General features: G+C 64.6%; 14 protein-coding genes. 3 read left to right on the plus strand and 11 right to left on the minus strand.

Translation table 11 applies throughout. The annotated features are described in order from the left end of the window. Positions 1-104 precede the first annotated feature (104 nt). From KYK33_RS05825 to ltnD, 6 genes are read right to left on the minus strand one after another with little or no spacing between them, the layout of a single operon-like run. Positions 105-1607 (minus strand): GntP family permease, encoded by a 1503-nt coding sequence (locus KYK33_RS05825; RefSeq protein WP_042041365.1) that lies wholly within the window; start codon positions 1605-1607, stop codon positions 105-107. Beyond that, a complete protein-coding gene (gene denD, locus KYK33_RS05830; RefSeq protein WP_224432339.1) occupies positions 1604-2554 on the minus strand; it encodes a D-erythronate dehydrogenase in 951 nt (316 codons plus the stop codon). The genes KYK33_RS05825 and denD overlap by 4 nt, the downstream gene beginning before the upstream one ends. Before the next feature lie 45 nt (positions 2555-2599). Then, positions 2600-3382 carry a 2-oxo-tetronate isomerase gene (otnI, locus tag KYK33_RS05835; protein WP_224432340.1) on the minus strand — a complete coding sequence of 261 codons (783 nt, stop codon included), beginning with the start codon at positions 3380-3382 and terminating at the stop codon, positions 2600-2602. Continuing rightward, positions 3379-4011, minus strand: a complete 633-nt coding sequence (gene otnC / locus KYK33_RS05840) for a 3-oxo-tetronate 4-phosphate decarboxylase (RefSeq protein WP_042041370.1) — start codon at positions 4009-4011, stop codon at positions 3379-3381. Before otnC ends, otnI begins: the two co-directional genes overlap by 4 nt. After that, the gene (gene otnK, locus KYK33_RS05845; RefSeq protein ID WP_224432341.1) at positions 4004-5254 is read right to left on the minus strand and encodes a 3-oxo-tetronate kinase; all 1251 of its coding nucleotides are present in this window, start codon (positions 5252-5254) and stop codon (positions 4004-4006) included. The genes otnC and otnK overlap by 8 nt, the downstream gene beginning before the upstream one ends. Beyond that, positions 5251-6153: an L-threonate dehydrogenase gene (gene ltnD, locus KYK33_RS05850; RefSeq protein WP_224432342.1), complete on the minus strand. Its 903-nt coding sequence runs from the start codon at positions 6151-6153 to the stop codon at positions 5251-5253. The genes otnK and ltnD overlap by 4 nt, the downstream gene beginning before the upstream one ends. Positions 6154-6404: 251 nt before the next feature. On the opposite strand from ltnD, the gene KYK33_RS05855 reads away from it, so the two are divergent. After that, the gene (locus KYK33_RS05855; protein WP_224432343.1) at positions 6405-7199 is read left to right on the plus strand and encodes a DeoR/GlpR family DNA-binding transcription regulator; all 795 of its coding nucleotides are present in this window, start codon (positions 6405-6407) and stop codon (positions 7197-7199) included. Between the two features lie 162 nt (positions 7200-7361). Here KYK33_RS05855 and ppk2 read toward each other — a convergent pair whose 3' ends face one another. The 5 genes from ppk2 to KYK33_RS05880 form a co-directional block, all read right to left on the minus strand. Further along, positions 7362-8186: a polyphosphate kinase 2 gene (ppk2, locus tag KYK33_RS05860; protein WP_042041379.1), complete on the minus strand. Its 825-nt coding sequence runs from the start codon at positions 8184-8186 to the stop codon at positions 7362-7364. Between the two features lie 355 nt (positions 8187-8541). Beyond that, on the minus strand, positions 8542-8661 hold the full coding sequence (locus tag KYK33_RS05865) for an entericidin A/B family lipoprotein (RefSeq protein ID WP_224432344.1): 120 nt from the start codon (positions 8659-8661) through the stop codon (positions 8542-8544). Positions 8662-8721: 60 nt separating this feature from the next. Next, positions 8722-9798, minus strand: coding sequence for a PQQ-dependent sugar dehydrogenase (locus tag KYK33_RS05870; RefSeq protein ID WP_224432345.1), 1077 nt, complete (start codon positions 9796-9798; stop codon positions 8722-8724). 147 nt (positions 9799-9945) lie between these two features. Beyond that, a complete protein-coding gene (locus tag KYK33_RS05875) occupies positions 9946-11052 on the minus strand; it encodes a 3-deoxy-7-phosphoheptulonate synthase (RefSeq protein WP_224432346.1) in 1107 nt (368 codons plus the stop codon). Between the two features lie 219 nt (positions 11053-11271). Next, the gene (locus KYK33_RS05880) at positions 11272-12078 is read right to left on the minus strand and encodes a siderophore-interacting protein (protein WP_224432347.1); all 807 of its coding nucleotides are present in this window, start codon (positions 12076-12078) and stop codon (positions 11272-11274) included. A gap of 374 nt (positions 12079-12452) precedes the next feature. Here KYK33_RS05880 and KYK33_RS05885 point away from each other — a divergent pair, with 374 nt between their 5' ends. Together KYK33_RS05885 and KYK33_RS05890 are read left to right on the plus strand one after the other, a co-directional pair. Next, complete coding sequence (locus KYK33_RS05885) at positions 12453-13613, plus strand: isochorismate synthase (protein ID WP_224432348.1); 1161 nt, start codon at positions 12453-12455, stop codon at positions 13611-13613. Then, on the plus strand, positions 13610-15289 hold the full coding sequence (locus KYK33_RS05890; RefSeq protein WP_224432349.1) for a (2,3-dihydroxybenzoyl)adenylate synthase: 1680 nt from the start codon (positions 13610-13612) through the stop codon (positions 15287-15289). The genes KYK33_RS05885 and KYK33_RS05890 overlap by 4 nt, the downstream gene beginning before the upstream one ends. Positions 15290-15311: the final 22 nt, after the last annotated feature.

Raw genomic sequence — 15311 nt, forward strand, 5'->3', positions numbered from 1 at the left:
AGACGGGCCCCCTCTCTCCTATGCCTGCCGACCTGGGGTCGGGCAGGCTTTTTCATCCATTCATTCGCCGGTCTGTGATGCCAGGCGAGTTGCCCGAGCCTGACTCAAGGTTGACGCACCGGCGCCGGGCCAGGCAACCCCAGCGGCTGACGACGCACCCCCCAGATGATGAGGGCCAGCACCAGCAGCGGCAGCACGGGGTCGAACCAGGTGCCCCCCGAACCGAACAGCAGGTTGAGCAGGGCGACCCCGGTACCACCTATGGCCCAGGCGATGGTGGTCGGGATGGACCAGACGATCATCTGCTGCTTCACGTCCGAGATGCCCATCATGCGGTTCACGACCCAGAACAGGCTGTCGTTGAAGTAACCGAAGAAGAGCGAGCCCATGGTGGCGGCCTGGGCGGCGAGCAGCATGTTGACCCCGGGGATCTGCGCCAGTATGGGGGCCGAGATGGAGGCCGCCGTCACCATGGCAACCGTGCCCGAGCCCTGGATGAGCCGCACCAGGGTGGCGACGATAAAGGGGATCAGAATGGGGGAGATGGGCAGCCCCGCTATCTGTTCGGCGAGCTGGTTGCCAGCCCCGCTGTCGCGCAATACGGCCCCCAGGGCGCCACCGGCACCGGTGACCAGCAGTATGATGCCCGCGGACTGCAGACCCTCTTCGAGACGCTCGGCGGTGGCGTGACGATCCAGGTGCGGCACCAGGGTATAGACGGCCAGCAAGACGCTGATGGCCAGCGCGATGATGGGGGTACCGATGAAGCCTATTCCTTGCACCAGCGGGTTGCTGCCGAGGGATTCAAACCCCTCGAACGTGGCCAGAGTGGTCAGCATCGCCTTGCAGAAGATGAGGACGATGGGCACCAGGATCGGCAGCAGGGAGAGGGTCAGGCTGGGCAGCACTTTGCCCTCCTTCTCCTTGAGATACTGCTCATAGGTGACTTGCAGCTCGTCCTGGCTCTTGATCGCCTGCTCGCCAAACTCCGGGTACTTCTTGTCGAGCCACTGGGCGTAGAGCACGATGCCGATGACGCAGGGCACCGCCAGGCACATGCCGGTCAGCAGCATGGCGCCGATGTCGACCCCGAACAGGCCCGCTACCCCGAGCGGACCCGGTGTGGGGGGTACCGTATGGTGAGTCACCACCAGACCACCGGCCAGGGCCACCCCCAGGGTCAGCAGGGAGCGCTTGCCACTCTTGGCCAGCGCCTTGGCGACCGGGAACAGGATGACGAAGGCGGAGTCGACGAAGATGGGGATGCTGACGATATAGCCGGTGATGGCCAGCGCCCACTCTTCCCGGCGTTTGCCGAGCCACTTGATGAAGCTGTAGGCGATCTGTTCGGCCGCCCCCGACACCTCCAGCAGGCGACCCATCATGACCCCGAGGCCGATGACGATGCCGATGCTGCCGAGGGTGGAGCCAAAGCCCTGGGTGATGACGGTGAGGGTCTTGTCGATGCTCATGCCACCGGTGACCCCGGCGATGCAGGCCGCGGCCAGCATGGCGATCAGGGCGTGAACCCGGGTGCGCAGCACCAGGAAGACCAGGGCAAATACCGCGATGATGAGCCCTATGATGGGGGTAGGTATATCGATCATGATGCCTCCTGCATGTCATGGGTGATAAAGCTGTCGATGATGTCGGCGAACGTCCTGTCCGCCACGAAGCCGAGCTCGCAAGCGCGGCTATTGTCGATGCGACCGGGCCAGCTCGCGACGATGCGTTCGATGGCGGGATCCGGCGTCATGGTGACCCTGTCCCGGGCGGCTTGGCCGCCGCTGAGGGTCAGGGTGGCCAGCATCTCGTCGACGGTGACGCTGATGCCGGGCAGGTTGATGCTGCGCCAGTGCTTGGGGGCCTCCAGGGTGGCGGCGGTGAGGAAGTTGCTCACCACTGTCGCCGGGCTCGACAGCCAGAGTCGCAGGGCGGGATCGACCGGGCACTGGGTGGCTTCCCCCTGGAGTGGCTCGCGAATGATGGCGCTCACGAACGAAGACGCGGCGCGGTTCGGCTTGCCGGGGCGCACGCAGATGGTGGGCAGACGCAGCACCAGGCCATCCACATACCCCTTGCGGCTGTAGTCATTGACCAGCAGCTCCCCCATCGCCTTCTGGGCGCCGTAGGAGCTGGTGGGCGTCAGTGCTGTGCTGTCGTCCACCTGCTCGGGCAGGGTGCCGCCGTAGACCGCCAGGGAGCTGGTGAACACGAAGCGGATGCCGGGTCTGGCGTGGCGGCACGCCTCCAGCAGGGTGCGGGTGGTGTCCAGGTTCACCCGCCAGCCGAGATCGAAATCCTGCTCGGCATGGCTGCTGACGATGGCGGCCAGGTGATAGACGATCCCCGTCTCCTTGGTGATCAGGGTCTCGGCTACCCCGGGGACGGTGAGATCCCCTTGCAGGCAGCGCACCCTGGGATCGGGCAGTGGGCTCATCGGCATCTGTATGTCCACCAGCAGCAATTCGCTGAAGGGGAGAGGTCCTTGCAACAGGGCTCGGGCCAGGCGCTGGCCGAGAAAGCCGCCGCCCCCCGTGATGATGATCTGCATCTTGTTATCCTCAGACTCGTTCGTGTGTGTGTCGTTCTTGTTGTGTTATTGCGACTGCCATTGCGTCAGCCAGCCAAGGCCCGCCTGGGTGCCAGCCTTGGGGTGGTATTCGCAGCCAATCCAGTCCCGGTAGCCGGCCCGTGCCAGTGCGGCGAGCAGGTGGGGATAGTGGATCTCCCCCCGATCCGGCTCGTGGCGATCCGGCACCGAGGCTATCTGGACATGGCCGATGGCCTGGCCGAGGGTGTCGATGAGCCGGGTCAGGTCTCCATCCATGATCTGGGCGTGGTAGAGATCGAGCTGGACCGCCACGTTCGGCCTGTCTATCTCCTCCACCAGCGCCAGGGCATCGAGCTGGTGGGCCAGGAAGTACCCGGGCACGTCCCGGCTGTTGAGGGGTTCTAGCAGCACCTTGATGCCGTCCGCCGCCAGGTAGTCGGCGGCGTGGCGAATGTTGTCAATCAGCGTCTGGCGATGGGCGGCCAGGGAGTGGGCCGGATCAATCAGGCCGCTCATGGCATGCACCTTTTTGCAGCCGAGCGCCAGGGCGTAGTCACGCACCCTGGGCAGCTGGGCGCGAAACTCGGCCTCACGGCCCGGGATGGCGGCCATGCCGCGCTCCCCGGCCGACCAGTCTCCGGCGGGCATGTTGAACAGTGTCTGGGTGAGGCCATGCTCGCTCAACTGGCGGGCCAGCTCGGCGGCGGGCCACTCGTAGGGGAAGAGGCACTCCACGGCCTCGAAACCGGCGGCGCGGGCCGCCGCGAAGCGCTCGATAAAGGGCAGTTCGGTGAACAGCAGGGTCAGGTTGGCGGCAAATTTGCTCATGGCTTCAGACTCCTCAATTCGGCCACTTCGGACTCGCTCAGGTAACGGATGGGCTGACCATGGAGCAACAGGGCGAGGCGAGCCGTCTCTTCCAGCTCCTCCATGTTGTTGACCGCTTCCACCAGGTTCTTGCCCATCACCACGGGGCCGTGGTTGGCGAGCAGGAAGGCGCCCGCCTCCTGGGCGCGCCGCCCCAGCTCTTCGGCGATGCGGGCATCCCCGGGTTTGTAGTAGGGGATGAGCGGCAGGCTGCCGACCCGCATCACGTAATAGGGGGTGAAGGGGCGGATCACATTGGCCGGGTTCAGCCCATCCAGGCAGGAGAGCGCGGTCAGATGGGTACAGTGCAGGTGCACCACCGCCTGGCACTCAGGGTTGTTGTGATAGAGGGCCAGGTGGAAAGCCACCTCCTTGGAGGGGCGATCCCCGTCGAGATGACGGCCATCCAGGCTCACCTTGGCCAGGCGGTCTGCCTCGAGGCGACCCAGGCAAGAGCCGGTCGGGGTGGCGATCAGGGTGCCATCCGGTAGCCGGGCCGAGAGATTGCCCGCCCCGCCCGTGGCATAGCCTCGCGCAAACAGGGAGGCCCCCAGCATGACCATGGTGTCGCGCAGTGATTGTTCAGTCATAAAAGAACTCCTGAGCGATGGAGAAGAAGCCCTCATCGCCGAAATTGCCTGACTTGAGTGCCAGGGAGAGGGGTCTGTCCGTGGCCCTGACCCAGGGCACACCCGGCGCTATCTGGGGGCCAATGTGGAAGGCGTTGATGTCGAGGGCCTGGGTGACCCGGCTCGAGGTCTCGCCACCGGCGATGATGAGGTTGCTCACCCCGGCGGCGACCAGCCGCTCGGCCAGGGCGGCGAAGCAGGCTTCCACCGCCTCGCTGGCGGCCTGAGCCCCATGTTGGCGCTGGATGTCGCCGAGGACCTCAGGAGTGGTAGTGGCGTAGATCAGGGGGGCCGGGCCTGGGCCCTGACTGAGCACCCAATCGGCCAGTCTGGCCGGGTAGGTCGGGTCCTTGAGGCACTCCTCGACCGACAGGGCCAGGCTCGGTGCCTGTTCGCGGTAGTGGGCGACCTGGCGATTGGTCATCTGGGAGCAGGAGCCGGACAAGATGGCGCAGCGACCCGGCATGGGATGGCCCGACGCCCGGGCCGTTTCTGCCTGGCCCTGGCTAAACAGCCGGGCCAGACCGATGGCGAGCCCGGATCCACCGGTGACCAGCGGCCAGTCGCTGACGGCGGCGGCGATATCCAGCAGATGTTGCTCGGTCAGGGTATCGACCACGGCGTAGCGATAGCCATCTTCCCTGAGGGTGGTCAGGGCGGCGGCAATGGCCTCGGGCCCCGCCGCTATGGTGTTGAAGGGCACCAGTCCGGTACGCCCGCGACCCTGGGCATCCATCAGTCGCAGCAGATTGCTGTCGGTCATGGGGGTGAGGGGATGGTGGCGCATGCCGGATTCTGACAGGGGCTGGGGACCGACAAAGAGGTTGCCCTGATAGACGGTGCGGCCGTTGACTGGCAGTGAAGGGCAGATCAGGGTGAAGTCAGCGCCCAGGGCATCGAGCAGCGCATCCGTCACCGGCCCTATGTTGCCCTCGCGGGTGCTGTCGAAGGTGGAGCAGTACTTCTGATAGATGCGATCGCAACCTTGTTCGCGCAGCCAGGCGAGGGCGGTGAGGGAGTGGGTCACCGCCTCCTGTGCCGGGCAGGAGCGGCTCTTGAGGCTGACTACCAGGGCGTCCGCCACGGGCAGATCGGCGTTGTCCGGGATTCCCGAGAGCTGCAAGGTGGCGAGGCCGTTCTCTACCAGGAAGCCGGCGATGTCGGTGGCGCCAGTGAAGTCGTCCGCGATGACCCCGAGTTTCATTGGGCGGCCTCCGGCAGTTGAATGCCCGCGTAGGCCTTGATGACGGCACTGTCGTCCTCCTGGCCGTGGCCTGCGTTACTGGCGCTGAGGAACTGATTGAGGGCGGCGCTCGCCAGAGGCAGCGGGAAATTCAGTGCCTGGCCCTGCTCGGCGACCAGCTTGAGATCCTTGACGAAGATGTCCACCGCAGAGCGGGGACTGTAGTCGCCGCTCAGTACCCTTGGCATGCGATTCTCAAACATCCAGGAGTTGCCTGCCGCCTGGGTCACGACTTGATACATGAGATCCAGCGGCACCCCTGCGCGGCTCGCCAGCGCCATGGCCTCGGCGGCGACGGCGATATGTACCCCGGCCAGCAGCTGGTGGATGATCTTGACCGTGCTGCCCTGACCCGGACGCTCGCCGATGGCGAAGACATGGGCGGCTACCGCATCGAGCACGGGTTGCAGACGATCGAAGGCGGCCTGGCTACCTGAGGCCATCACCGTCATCTCGCCGGCCTCGGCCTTGATGGCGCCGCCGGAGACTGGGGCATCCAGCACCAGCAGGTTCAGGGCGCCGAGTTCGGCGGCGATGGCCTGTGCCTCTTCGCTGGCGATGGTGGCGCTGATCATGATGGCGGTACCGGGGGTGAGGCGGCGAGCCAGCCCCTCTTCGCCGAGCAGGATGCGGCGCACCTGGGCGGCATTGACCACCAGCAGCAGCACGGCATCGAGCCGGTCTGCGATGGCATGGGCATCCGCGCCGACACTGGTGGCACCGGCGGTGGCCAGTCGTTCACGGGCCGATGAGTCGAGGTCTATGCCATGGGTGTGGAGCCCGGCCCGCAGGCAGGAGAGGGCGGCGCCCATGCCCATGGCGCCAAGGCCGATGACGGCAACCTGATAAGGGTGAGACATGCTGAGTTCCTCTATGAGACGGCGTATGGGCTCATAGTAGGGATTAACGGCGGTCAAATATCAGGCTTAACTCACATTTTTTAACTTAATTGATGTTATTTTTTGTGATTTGGTTCGGTTGAAGCCCTATTAATGCGGATTAATAACGTCACGTGTGTGACTAAATGTTAATTTTGGTGATTGTGGTGAAGTTTTATCATTTTTTACCATTTAGCTGGGCTAGAATGGCGGCTCAACAGGGAGGAGCCCCCATGATCCCCATAGAACGACAGCAACAGATATTGCAACTGCTGACCGAGCGCGGCGTGGTCAGCATATTGGCGCTCACCGAGCGGCTCGGCGTCTCTCACATGACGGTGCGCCGGGATATCCAGAAGCTGGAGCGACAGGGGCGGGTGCTGTCGGTCTCGGGCGGGGTCAGCCTCTCCCAGCGGATCAAGAGCGAGCCTTCCCACGCCGCCAAGCGCAGCCTGATGCAGGCGGCCAAGCTCGCCATCGCGCGCCTGGCCGCGGATCAGGCACCTGCGGGTTGCACTGTCTATCTGGATGCGGGCACCACCTCCCTGGAGCTGGCGCGGGAGCTGGCCCTGCGCGACGACCTCATGATAGTGACCAATGACTTCATGGTGTGCGCCTACCTGATCGAACATGGTCTGGGTCGCCTCTATCACACCGGTGGCATGGTGATCCGTGACAATCAGTCTTGCGCCGGGGAGGCGACCGCCCACTTCCTGCGCAATCTGCATCTGGATATTGCCTTCCTCTCCTCCTCCTCCTGGGACTTGCATGGTATCTCGACCCCCAATGAGGAGAAGGTGCCGGTCAAGCGCGCCGTGGTCGAGGCGGCCTCGACCCGCATCCTCATCTGTGACTCGTCCAAATATGGCAAGGTGGGCACCTTCAAGGTGGTGGGCTGGGAGGCGGTCGATCAGGTGATCACCGATGACAGACTGGCCCAGAATGCCCGCGATATGCTGGCCCAGCACGGGGTTCAGCTATCTCTGGTGAGCCTGGATGGGGATCCCCTGGCTCAGGCCAGCGCCTAATGGCCCTGACGGGGTCTGAGAGAGGGCTCTGGGCGCGGTTGAGCAGATTGAGCCACCGCCTCGGGACGGTATCGGGCTCGTCGTCTGCGCTTCACCTGTGCCTCAAGGGGGGCGGTCAATGGCCGTGGTGCAGGGGGAGCGACAGGCTCCCCCTGCTGGTACTCAGAAGAGTTCCGGAATATAGCGGAACGGATGGTCGGTGGGTTTGACCTTGCCAATCTTGCGCTTGGGCAACTTGACCGTGTCGGCGGGCAGATCCTCGTAGGGGATGTGGGCCAGCAGGTGGGAGATGATGTTGAGTCGCACCCGTTTCTTGTCCTCGGAGCGCGCCACGAACCAGGGGGCCCAGGTGGTGTCGGTGGCGGCAAACATGGCATCCCGCGCCTGGGTGTAGTCATCCCAGCGATCGAATGACTTGATGTCCATGGGGGAGAGCTTCCAGGTCTTGCGACCATCATCGATACGATCTCGCAGCCGCCGCTCCTGCTCCTCCGGGCTCACTTCCAGCCAGTATTTCAGCAAGATGATCCCCGAATCGACCATGGACCACTCCATCTGCGGCGTGCTGGCCAGGAACTTGTCGCTCGCCTCCGGGGTGCAGAACCCCATGATCCGCTCCACCCCCGCCCTGTTGTACCAGCTGCGATCGAAGATGACGATCTCGCCGGCGGCGGGCAGATGGGGGACGTAGCGCTGGACATAGAGCTGGCTCTTCTCCCGCTCTGTGGGGGCGGGCAGGGCCACGACCCTGAACACGCGGGGACTGACCCGCTCGGTGATCGCCTTGATGGTGCCCCCTTTGCCGGCACCGTCGCGCCCCTCGAAGACGATGCACACCTTGAGCCCTTTATGCACGACCCACTGCTGCAGCTTCACCAGCTCCACGTGCAGGCGGCGTAGCTCCTTTGCGTACTCCTTGTTACCCAGTTGTTCACGGGCCGTTGTCGGCACTGATTGTTCAGCTTTGGCTTTCTTCTTGTTACCCATGATTCCCTTCTCTTGTCTGATCCCTGTGGAGGAGGGCCGCCTGCATCGACGGCCAACAGCAAGAGTGTAACTGAGTCAAGGGGGCGGTCACAGCTGGAACCGTGGATCGCCAGGATGAGCCCCCTGCTTGGCAGCCAGCCGCGCTCTGTTAACGGGGGCTGGCGCAGTGAACAAGCGCAAGGGGATCCTCGGCACGGGAAGGCGATGACGCGGGCGAGCGGGATGTCTATTTGGTCGCGGAGCAATGGGAAGTGGCAACAGCCCCTGCTCTTGGCCGTGACAAACGCTGTGGCAAGCCGGGGGGGCAGGGGTGACAGAGAAGGGGGCCAGGCGGCAGGGTACCGCCCGGCTGGGGTTATTTGTCGGCGCTCTTTTGAATTTTTTCGCCGACCTTTTCGACATCTTTGCCCATGCCGCTCATGGTATTGCAAGCAAACAGCAGGCCGCAGCAGAGGATAATCATCAGGGTTTTCATCATTGTGCTCCTTGTGGAGGTTGGGGATGCCGGTCGCCTCAAGTCTAGCCGAGGGGGCGCTCAGGGGATCAACCGCAGCAACTTGCCCGCCGCGCCGTCGGTGAGCAGGTAGAGCGCGCCATCCGGGCCCTCTTTGACGGTGCGGATCCGCTCCCCCCGCTCCCCGAGCAGGGTGCGTTCGCCGACTATGATGTCACCGGCCAGGGTCAGCTCTCGCAGTGACTGGCCGCGCAGGGCGCCGATAAACAGCTTGTCCCGCCACTGGGGGTAGTGAGCGCCCGAGTGAAATGCCATGCCCGAGGGGGCGATGGAGGGAACCCAAACCTTGAGCGGGCTCGTCAAGCCGGGGGCCGAACTGCCCTCGCCAATCTTGCCGCCGCCATACTCCTCGCCGAAGCTGACCCTGGGCCAGCCATAGTTGCGACCACCCAGAATGAGATTGACCTCATCCCCGCCCTGGGGGCCGTGCTCATGGGTCCAGAACTGGTTGACTTCGGGCCGCCAGGCGGCTCCTTGCATGTTGCGATGGCCCAGGCTCCAGATCTCGGGCAGGGCTCCCTGGGTGTGAATAAAGGGGTTATCCGGCGGCAGGCTGCCGTCCCGGTTCAGGCGAATGGTCTTGCCGAGGTGATTGTCGAGGTGCTGGGCCTGACTGCGGTAATTGAAGCGATCGCCCAGGGTAATGTAGAGCAGGCCATCACTCCCCAGCACCAGGCGCGAGCCGAAGTGTGCCCCCCCTTCCACCTTGGGTCGCTGACTGAACAGAGGCTGCACCTCGACCAGCGCATTATTTTGCAGCTTGGCGCGGGACACGGCGGTACTGCTGCCCCCGGCGCCTGGCTCGCTGTAGCTGAAATAGAGCCAGCCCTGCTCATCCAGTGCCAGATCGAGCAGGCCACCCTGGCCCTGGGCTGCTATCTCGGGCAGGCCTGACACCTTCTGGCGCTGGCCATCGGCCTGGATGCGCAGCAGGCGGCCGGGTCGCTCGCTCACCAGCAGATCGCCGCCGGGCAGAAAGACCAGGCCCCAGGGGTGTACCAACCCCTTGTGCACTATCTCGACCCTGAGCGGGCTTGCCCCGGGCAGGGGAGCCAAGGTGAGGCAGAGCAGCAGACAGAGGGTAACGCGCAGCAGCATGGGAGGCCTTGGGTGAAGGGGGTATCGGCCAAGTATAGAGGGGAGGGCGCCATCTGCGCCGGGTCTGGCGTGGGGTCGTGATGGGGAGGGGGAATGGCCGCCGGGTGGCTGGCGCCGCCTGAATGAAGGCGGCGCCAGCGGTCGAGGTTATCCGGCGAGCTGGGCATCCCACTGGGGCTGTGGCGCTCTCTGGGTCAGGTGCTGACGGCGCCGATCCGACACGGCATCGGCCAGCATGGCGAGCAGGCGCAGGCTGTCGTCCCAGTGGAGGCAGGCATCGGTCACCGACTGGCCGTAAGTGAGCTCGCTCAAGGGGGCGGGGGCCTGGCTGCCTTCGATCAGGAAGCTCTCGACCATGACGGCGGCGATGGCCTGGCTGCCATCGGCCAGCTGATGGCAGAGGGCCTCGGCCACCCTGAGCTGGTTCTTGTGCTGCTTCTGGCTGTTGCCATGGCTGCAATCGACCATCAATCGCCCGTTGAGCCCCTGTTGGCGCAGCTGCGCGGCGGCGGCCTCCACATCGGCTCTGTGGTAATTGGGGTGGGCGCCACCCCGCAAGATGATGTGCCCTGCCTCATTGCCCTCACTGCGGATCACGACCATGCTGCCCTCGCTGCCTGGCGCCGTGAACAGGTGAGAGGCCTGACTTGCCTGAATGGCATCCATGGCAACCCTGACATTACCGTCAGTGCCATTCTTGAAGCCGACCGGGCAGGGCAGGGCCGAGGCAAGCTGACGATGGACCTGGGACTCCGTGGTGCGGGCGCCGATGGCGCCCCAGCTGATGAGGTCGGCGAGATAGAGGAAGCTGGTGGTATCGAGGAACTCGGTCGCTGTCGCCAGGCCAAGGTCACCGATGTCGAGCAGCAGTTGGCGCGCCAGGCGCAGGCCCTGGTCGAGATCATGGCTGCCATCCAGGTGCGGATCGAATACCAGCCCTTTCCAGCCGACAGTGGTGCGCGGTTTTTCGAAGTAGGCCCGCATCACGATCTGCAGACGATCGCCATACTGCTCGGCCAGCGGGGCCAGCCGTTTGGCATAGTCGAGGGCAGCCTCGGGATCGTGCAGGGAGCAGGGGCCTATCACCACCAGCAGGCGGTCGTCGGCGCCGCTCAGAATGTTGCTGGCCTGCTGACGATGTTGTGCTATCCGGGCCTGCATGGGGGCCGGGCAGGGTTGTTGTGCCAAGAGTTCGGCCGGGGTGGGGAGTGCTGCCACTGCGCAGGCACGCATTACCGAGTTCAAGACTGCCATCAGGGTTACCTTGTGATGCGAACGGAAGAGAAGGGGCCGGATACAACAGATCTGGTGTTGCTCATGGGCTATCCAGCGCCTCAATTGAGAGTGATTATCATTATCTTGTTTTGTGCCCGACATGCAAGCACTAACGAGGGGGAGAGCAGAATGGGGATGGCCGAAACAAGCAGGGCCCGGGCTGGTGCGCCGCGGGCCCTGACAGGAACCGATGGAGGATTAGCTGTCCATCACGTCGTGGCGGTCATGGTGGTAGGCCTCTTCGTCTTTACCATGGCGCCAGTAGGGCACGGCATAGACGCGGCTGCGATCCACGTCCAGGGTGCGCCTGACATGGCGACGCATGGGCACGACCAGGCCCTCCTCACCACCGAACCAGAAGTAACTCTGCTCGCCCGTCATGGGCAGGCTGGTGAAGTGGCTGACCAGGGCCGCGGTCTGATCCGGGTTGCCGATGAACCAGCGCAGGCTGACGCCGGCTGGCAGAGCAATATCCTGGATCTCCTGCTCATGGGGCACCAGCAGGGCTATGTGTCCCCGGGCCTGGCTTGGCATCACCTCGGCCATGGCGCAGATGGCGGGCAGGGAGGTGAGATCCCCCACCATGTAGTAGTTATCGGCCACCTGCAGCATGGGGTTGGGGCCACCGGGGCCCGAGATGGCGAGGCTATCCCCCGGCTTGACATGGAGGGCGAACCGGCTGGCCGGGCCTGTCTCGCCATGGAGGGCGAAATCGATATCCAGCTCCAGCGCCTCGCGGCGAAAGGCGCGAATGGTGAAGGTGCGCATGATGGGCTTCTGACTCGCGTCCTCCCAGCGGGGGCCTTGCGGGGTGGGTGTTGGCAAGACGGCATGGGGCTGCCCGGGTTGCGGCAACATGATCTTGATATGGGCGCCACCACAGGTGAAGGGGTAGTCGGCGAGATCGGGGCCTGTCAGGCAGACTCGGCGCATATGAGGGGTTAGATCCTGCACCCCCTTGACGGTGAGCAGACGGGGACGATTGACCGGGACGGGCTGGGACATGGGAAGACTCCTGGCTGACAATGGCGCTTATTCTCAGGCAAATGAAAATTATTATCAATTACCTGTGAGAGTGTGAATTGGCTGACACCTCGCCATGGGTTGCCACTTGCTCGCGCCTGACGGTTTGGCGCCCTTCCTGGACGCCAGTCGGTCATTCTCTGTCGCAGCCCCGGATTGAAGAAGGAGTTAGCTCAGGGGCAGGCGTCCTGCCGTTCGTCGCACCCGGCCCCCGGCATGGCTATACCCGTATAAAGGTTCCAGTTATGTCCCGAGTAAATTCCATTGACCTGGGGATTTCAAAGCGAGTATTTTAGCGCCGCATAAATACAAACTGATAATGATTATCATTTTGAGTCGTATTAAATGGGTGTGATATGGATACTCTTGTGATGGAAACCCGTGCGCCGGTTCAGGCCGCGCCCCCCGACATCCTGTTTACGTCGAGCCTGGGAGAGATCCGGGCTCATGATCTGGGCCAGCCGATCAGGACGCCAGCCTGTGAATGGTCGCGGCTGGAGCGGCAGATAGCCCAGGCCCTGGCGGCAGCGCAGGCCGCAGGCCAGGCTAACCCGCTGTTGATCGGCGCCTTTGCCTTCGATCCTGGCGAGGCCTCCTGCCTCTATGTGCCTGGCCGCGTTGAGCGCAGCTCGCGCCGGGTCAGCGCGCCTTCTCCCCAGGTGTCTAACCAGGCCATCTCGGTGCGCAGCATCCCCGCCGCCGCCGAGTTTCAGGCCTCGGTGAGTTCGGCCCTCGATGCGTTCGCGCAAGGCACCCTCGCCAAGGTGGTGCTGTCGCGCAAGCTCACGCTGCAACTGAGCCAACCCGCCGACCCCGAGCAGGTGCTGGCCCGCTTGATGGCCCAGAACCCCAACGCCTTTCACTTCTCCTTGCCGCTCGGGCAGGGCCGCCGCCTTATCGGCGCCAGCCCCGAACTGCTGCTGCGGGTCAGTGAGGGCGCGGTCTTCACCCATCCGCTGGCCGGTTCGGCCAAGCGCGGCGGCGAGCCGGAGCAGGATGAGGCGGTGGCGAGCAAGCTGCTGGCCTCCCACAAGGATCAGCATGAACACCGGCTGGTGATCGACGAGATCCGGCGGGTGCTGGCCCCTCACTGCCGTGAGCTGACCATTCCCCCGTCACCCTCATTGATGAGCACCGACACCCTCTGGCATCTGGGCACCCCCATCGCGGGCCAGTTGCACGGGGGAGAGGCCTCGGTGCTCTCCCTCGCCTGCCAGCTGCACCCCACCCCGGCCCTGTGCGGTTATCCCACCGAGCTGGCGCGCCAGTTCATCCGCGAGCAGGAGCCCTTCAGGCGCGCCCTGTTCAGCGGCATCGTCGGCTGGTGCGACAGCCAGGGCAACGGCGAGTGGGCTGTGGTGATCCGCTGCGGCGTGCTCGATGGCCACCATGTGGAGCTGTTCGCCGGGGCTGGCATCGTCGCGGGCTCGGATCCCGCCATGGAGTGGGCCGAGACCGGCACCAAGCTCGGCACCATGCTAAAAGCCCTGGGCCTCGGCACCGAGGTGGCGTTATGAGTCAATCCAACCGCTTCCTGCCCTACACCCGCTGGCCGACCGAGCTGGCCGAATCGTACCGCGCCAAGGGTCATTGGCGGGGTGAACCGCTGACCGCCATGTTGAGCCGCCAGTGCGACGCGGCGCCGGATGCCACTGCCACTGCCATTGTCTGCGGCGAGCGCAGCCTCAGCTACGTTGAACTCGATGCCAGCTCGACCCGGCTGGCCGCGCGGCTCGCCCGCCATGGCTTCAGGGTCGGCGATACTGCCCTGGTGCAACTGCCCAACGTGGCCGAGTTTTATCAGGTGTTCTTCGCCCTGCTCAAAGTCGGCATAGCCCCGGTCAATGCGCTCTTTAGCCACAATCGGCTGGAGCTGGCCTCTTACGCCGAGCAGATCCGCCCCAGGCTGTTTATCGGCTCGCTCGCTCATCCCCTGTTTGCAAGCGGAGATCGCAGCGGTGAATTGCTGCAAACCATGGGCGCCGAGCTGGTGCTGCTCGATGGTGAAGGCGGTGCGTTGGGATTGGCCCACTGGCTCGGTGAGATGGATGTCAGCCCGACCCAGACTCCGGCCCATGGCCCGAGCCCGGCGGACGAGGTGGCCTTCTTCCAGCTCTCCGGCGGCAGCACAGGCACTCCCAAGCTCATTCCCCGCACTCACGACGACTATCTCTACAGCGTGCGCCGCAGCAACGAGATCTGTGGCCTCGGCCCCCATACCCGTTACCTGTGCGCCCTGCCGGCCCCCCACAACTTCCCCCTGAGCTCCCCCGGTGCGCTGGGGGTGTTCGAGGCGGGTGGCACCGTGGTGCTGGCCCAAGATCCCAGCCCCACGAGCTGTTTCCCGCTGGTGGCCCGCCACAGCGTCAACCTGACCTCATTGGTGCCGCCTGCGGTCTCCCTCTGGTTGCAGGCGGCCGAAGCCGACCCGTCAGTGCGCAGTCAGCTCGCCAGCCTGACCTTGCTGCAAGTGGGCGGTGCCAAGCTGGCCGAGGCGGTGGCCAGAAAGATCCGCCCGCTGCTCGGTTGCCGGCTGCAGCAGGTGTTCGGCATGGCCGAAGGCCTGGTCAACTACACCCGGCTCTCTGACCCCGACGAGAAGATCATCCACACCCAGGGCAGCCCCATGAGCCCGGATGACGAGGTGCGCATCCTCGATGAGGCGGGCAATCCGGTCTCCCCGGGCCAGCCCGGCGCCCTGCACACCCGCGGCCCCTACACCTTCCGCGGCTACTACCAGAGCCCGGCCCACAACGCTCGGGTGTTCGATAGCGAGGGCTTCTACTGCTCCGGCGATCTGGTGGTACAAGACCCCGATGGTTACCTGACCGTGGTGGGTCGGCAGAAGGATCAGATCAACCGCGGCGGCGAGAAGATAGCGGCGGAAGAGGTGGAGAACCAGTTGCTGCACCACCCGGCCATCACCCAGGCGGCTCTGGTCTCCATGCCGGACAGCACCATGGGGGAGAAGAGCTGCGCCTTTATCGTCACCACCGAGCCGGGCCTCAAGGCGCTTATCTTGCGCAAGTTCCTGCGCTCGCGCGGCGTGGCCGAATTCAAATTGCCGGACCGCTTCGAGATCCTCGCGGCCCTGCCTATGACGGCGGTGGGCAAGATTGACAAGAAGGGACTGCGTGAGCGCATCGCCCACTCTCTTGCCAGCAGCCAGGCAGACAGCACATTCACAGTTTAAAACTAAAAGGAATCATGACGTT

Source organism: Aeromonas rivuli (genome assembly GCF_020149575.1).
Taxonomy (GTDB): Bacteria; Pseudomonadota; Gammaproteobacteria; order Enterobacterales; family Aeromonadaceae; genus Aeromonas; species Aeromonas rivuli.

Excerpts from the sequence above, each read along its gene's own strand:
- ppk2 (WP_042041379.1), bottom strand. The coding sequence starts at position 8,186 with ATGGGTAACAAGAAGAAAGCCAAAGCTGAACAATCAGTGCCGACAACG.
- otnK (WP_224432341.1), bottom strand. The coding sequence starts at position 5,254 with ATGAAACTCGGGGTCATCGCGGACGACTTCACTGGCGCCACCGACATC.
- KYK33_RS05825 (WP_042041365.1), bottom strand. The coding sequence starts at position 1,607 with ATGATCGATATACCTACCCCCATCATAGGGCTCATCATCGCGGTATTT.
- ltnD (WP_224432342.1), bottom strand. The coding sequence starts at position 6,153 with ATGTCTCACCCTTATCAGGTTGCCGTCATCGGCCTTGGCGCCATGGGC.
- otnI (WP_224432340.1), bottom strand. The coding sequence starts at position 3,382 with ATGAGCAAATTTGCCGCCAACCTGACCCTGCTGTTCACCGAACTGCCC.
- otnC (WP_042041370.1), bottom strand. The coding sequence starts at position 4,011 with ATGACTGAACAATCACTGCGCGACACCATGGTCATGCTGGGGGCCTCC.
- KYK33_RS05865 (WP_224432344.1), bottom strand. The coding sequence starts at position 8,661 with ATGAAAACCCTGATGATTATCCTCTGCTGCGGCCTGCTGTTTGCTTGC.
- KYK33_RS05890 (WP_224432349.1), top strand. The coding sequence starts at position 13,610 with ATGAGTCAATCCAACCGCTTCCTGCCCTACACCCGCTGGCCGACCGAG.
- KYK33_RS05885 (WP_224432348.1), top strand. The coding sequence starts at position 12,453 with ATGGATACTCTTGTGATGGAAACCCGTGCGCCGGTTCAGGCCGCGCCC.
- KYK33_RS05880 (WP_224432347.1), bottom strand. The coding sequence starts at position 12,078 with ATGTCCCAGCCCGTCCCGGTCAATCGTCCCCGTCTGCTCACCGTCAAG.
- KYK33_RS05855 (WP_224432343.1), top strand. The coding sequence starts at position 6,405 with ATGATCCCCATAGAACGACAGCAACAGATATTGCAACTGCTGACCGAG.
- denD (WP_224432339.1), bottom strand. The coding sequence starts at position 2,554 with ATGCAGATCATCATCACGGGGGGCGGCGGCTTTCTCGGCCAGCGCCTG.
- KYK33_RS05870 (WP_224432345.1), bottom strand. The coding sequence starts at position 9,798 with ATGCTGCTGCGCGTTACCCTCTGTCTGCTGCTCTGCCTCACCTTGGCT.
- KYK33_RS05875 (WP_224432346.1), bottom strand. The coding sequence starts at position 11,052 with ATGGCAGTCTTGAACTCGGTAATGCGTGCCTGCGCAGTGGCAGCACTC.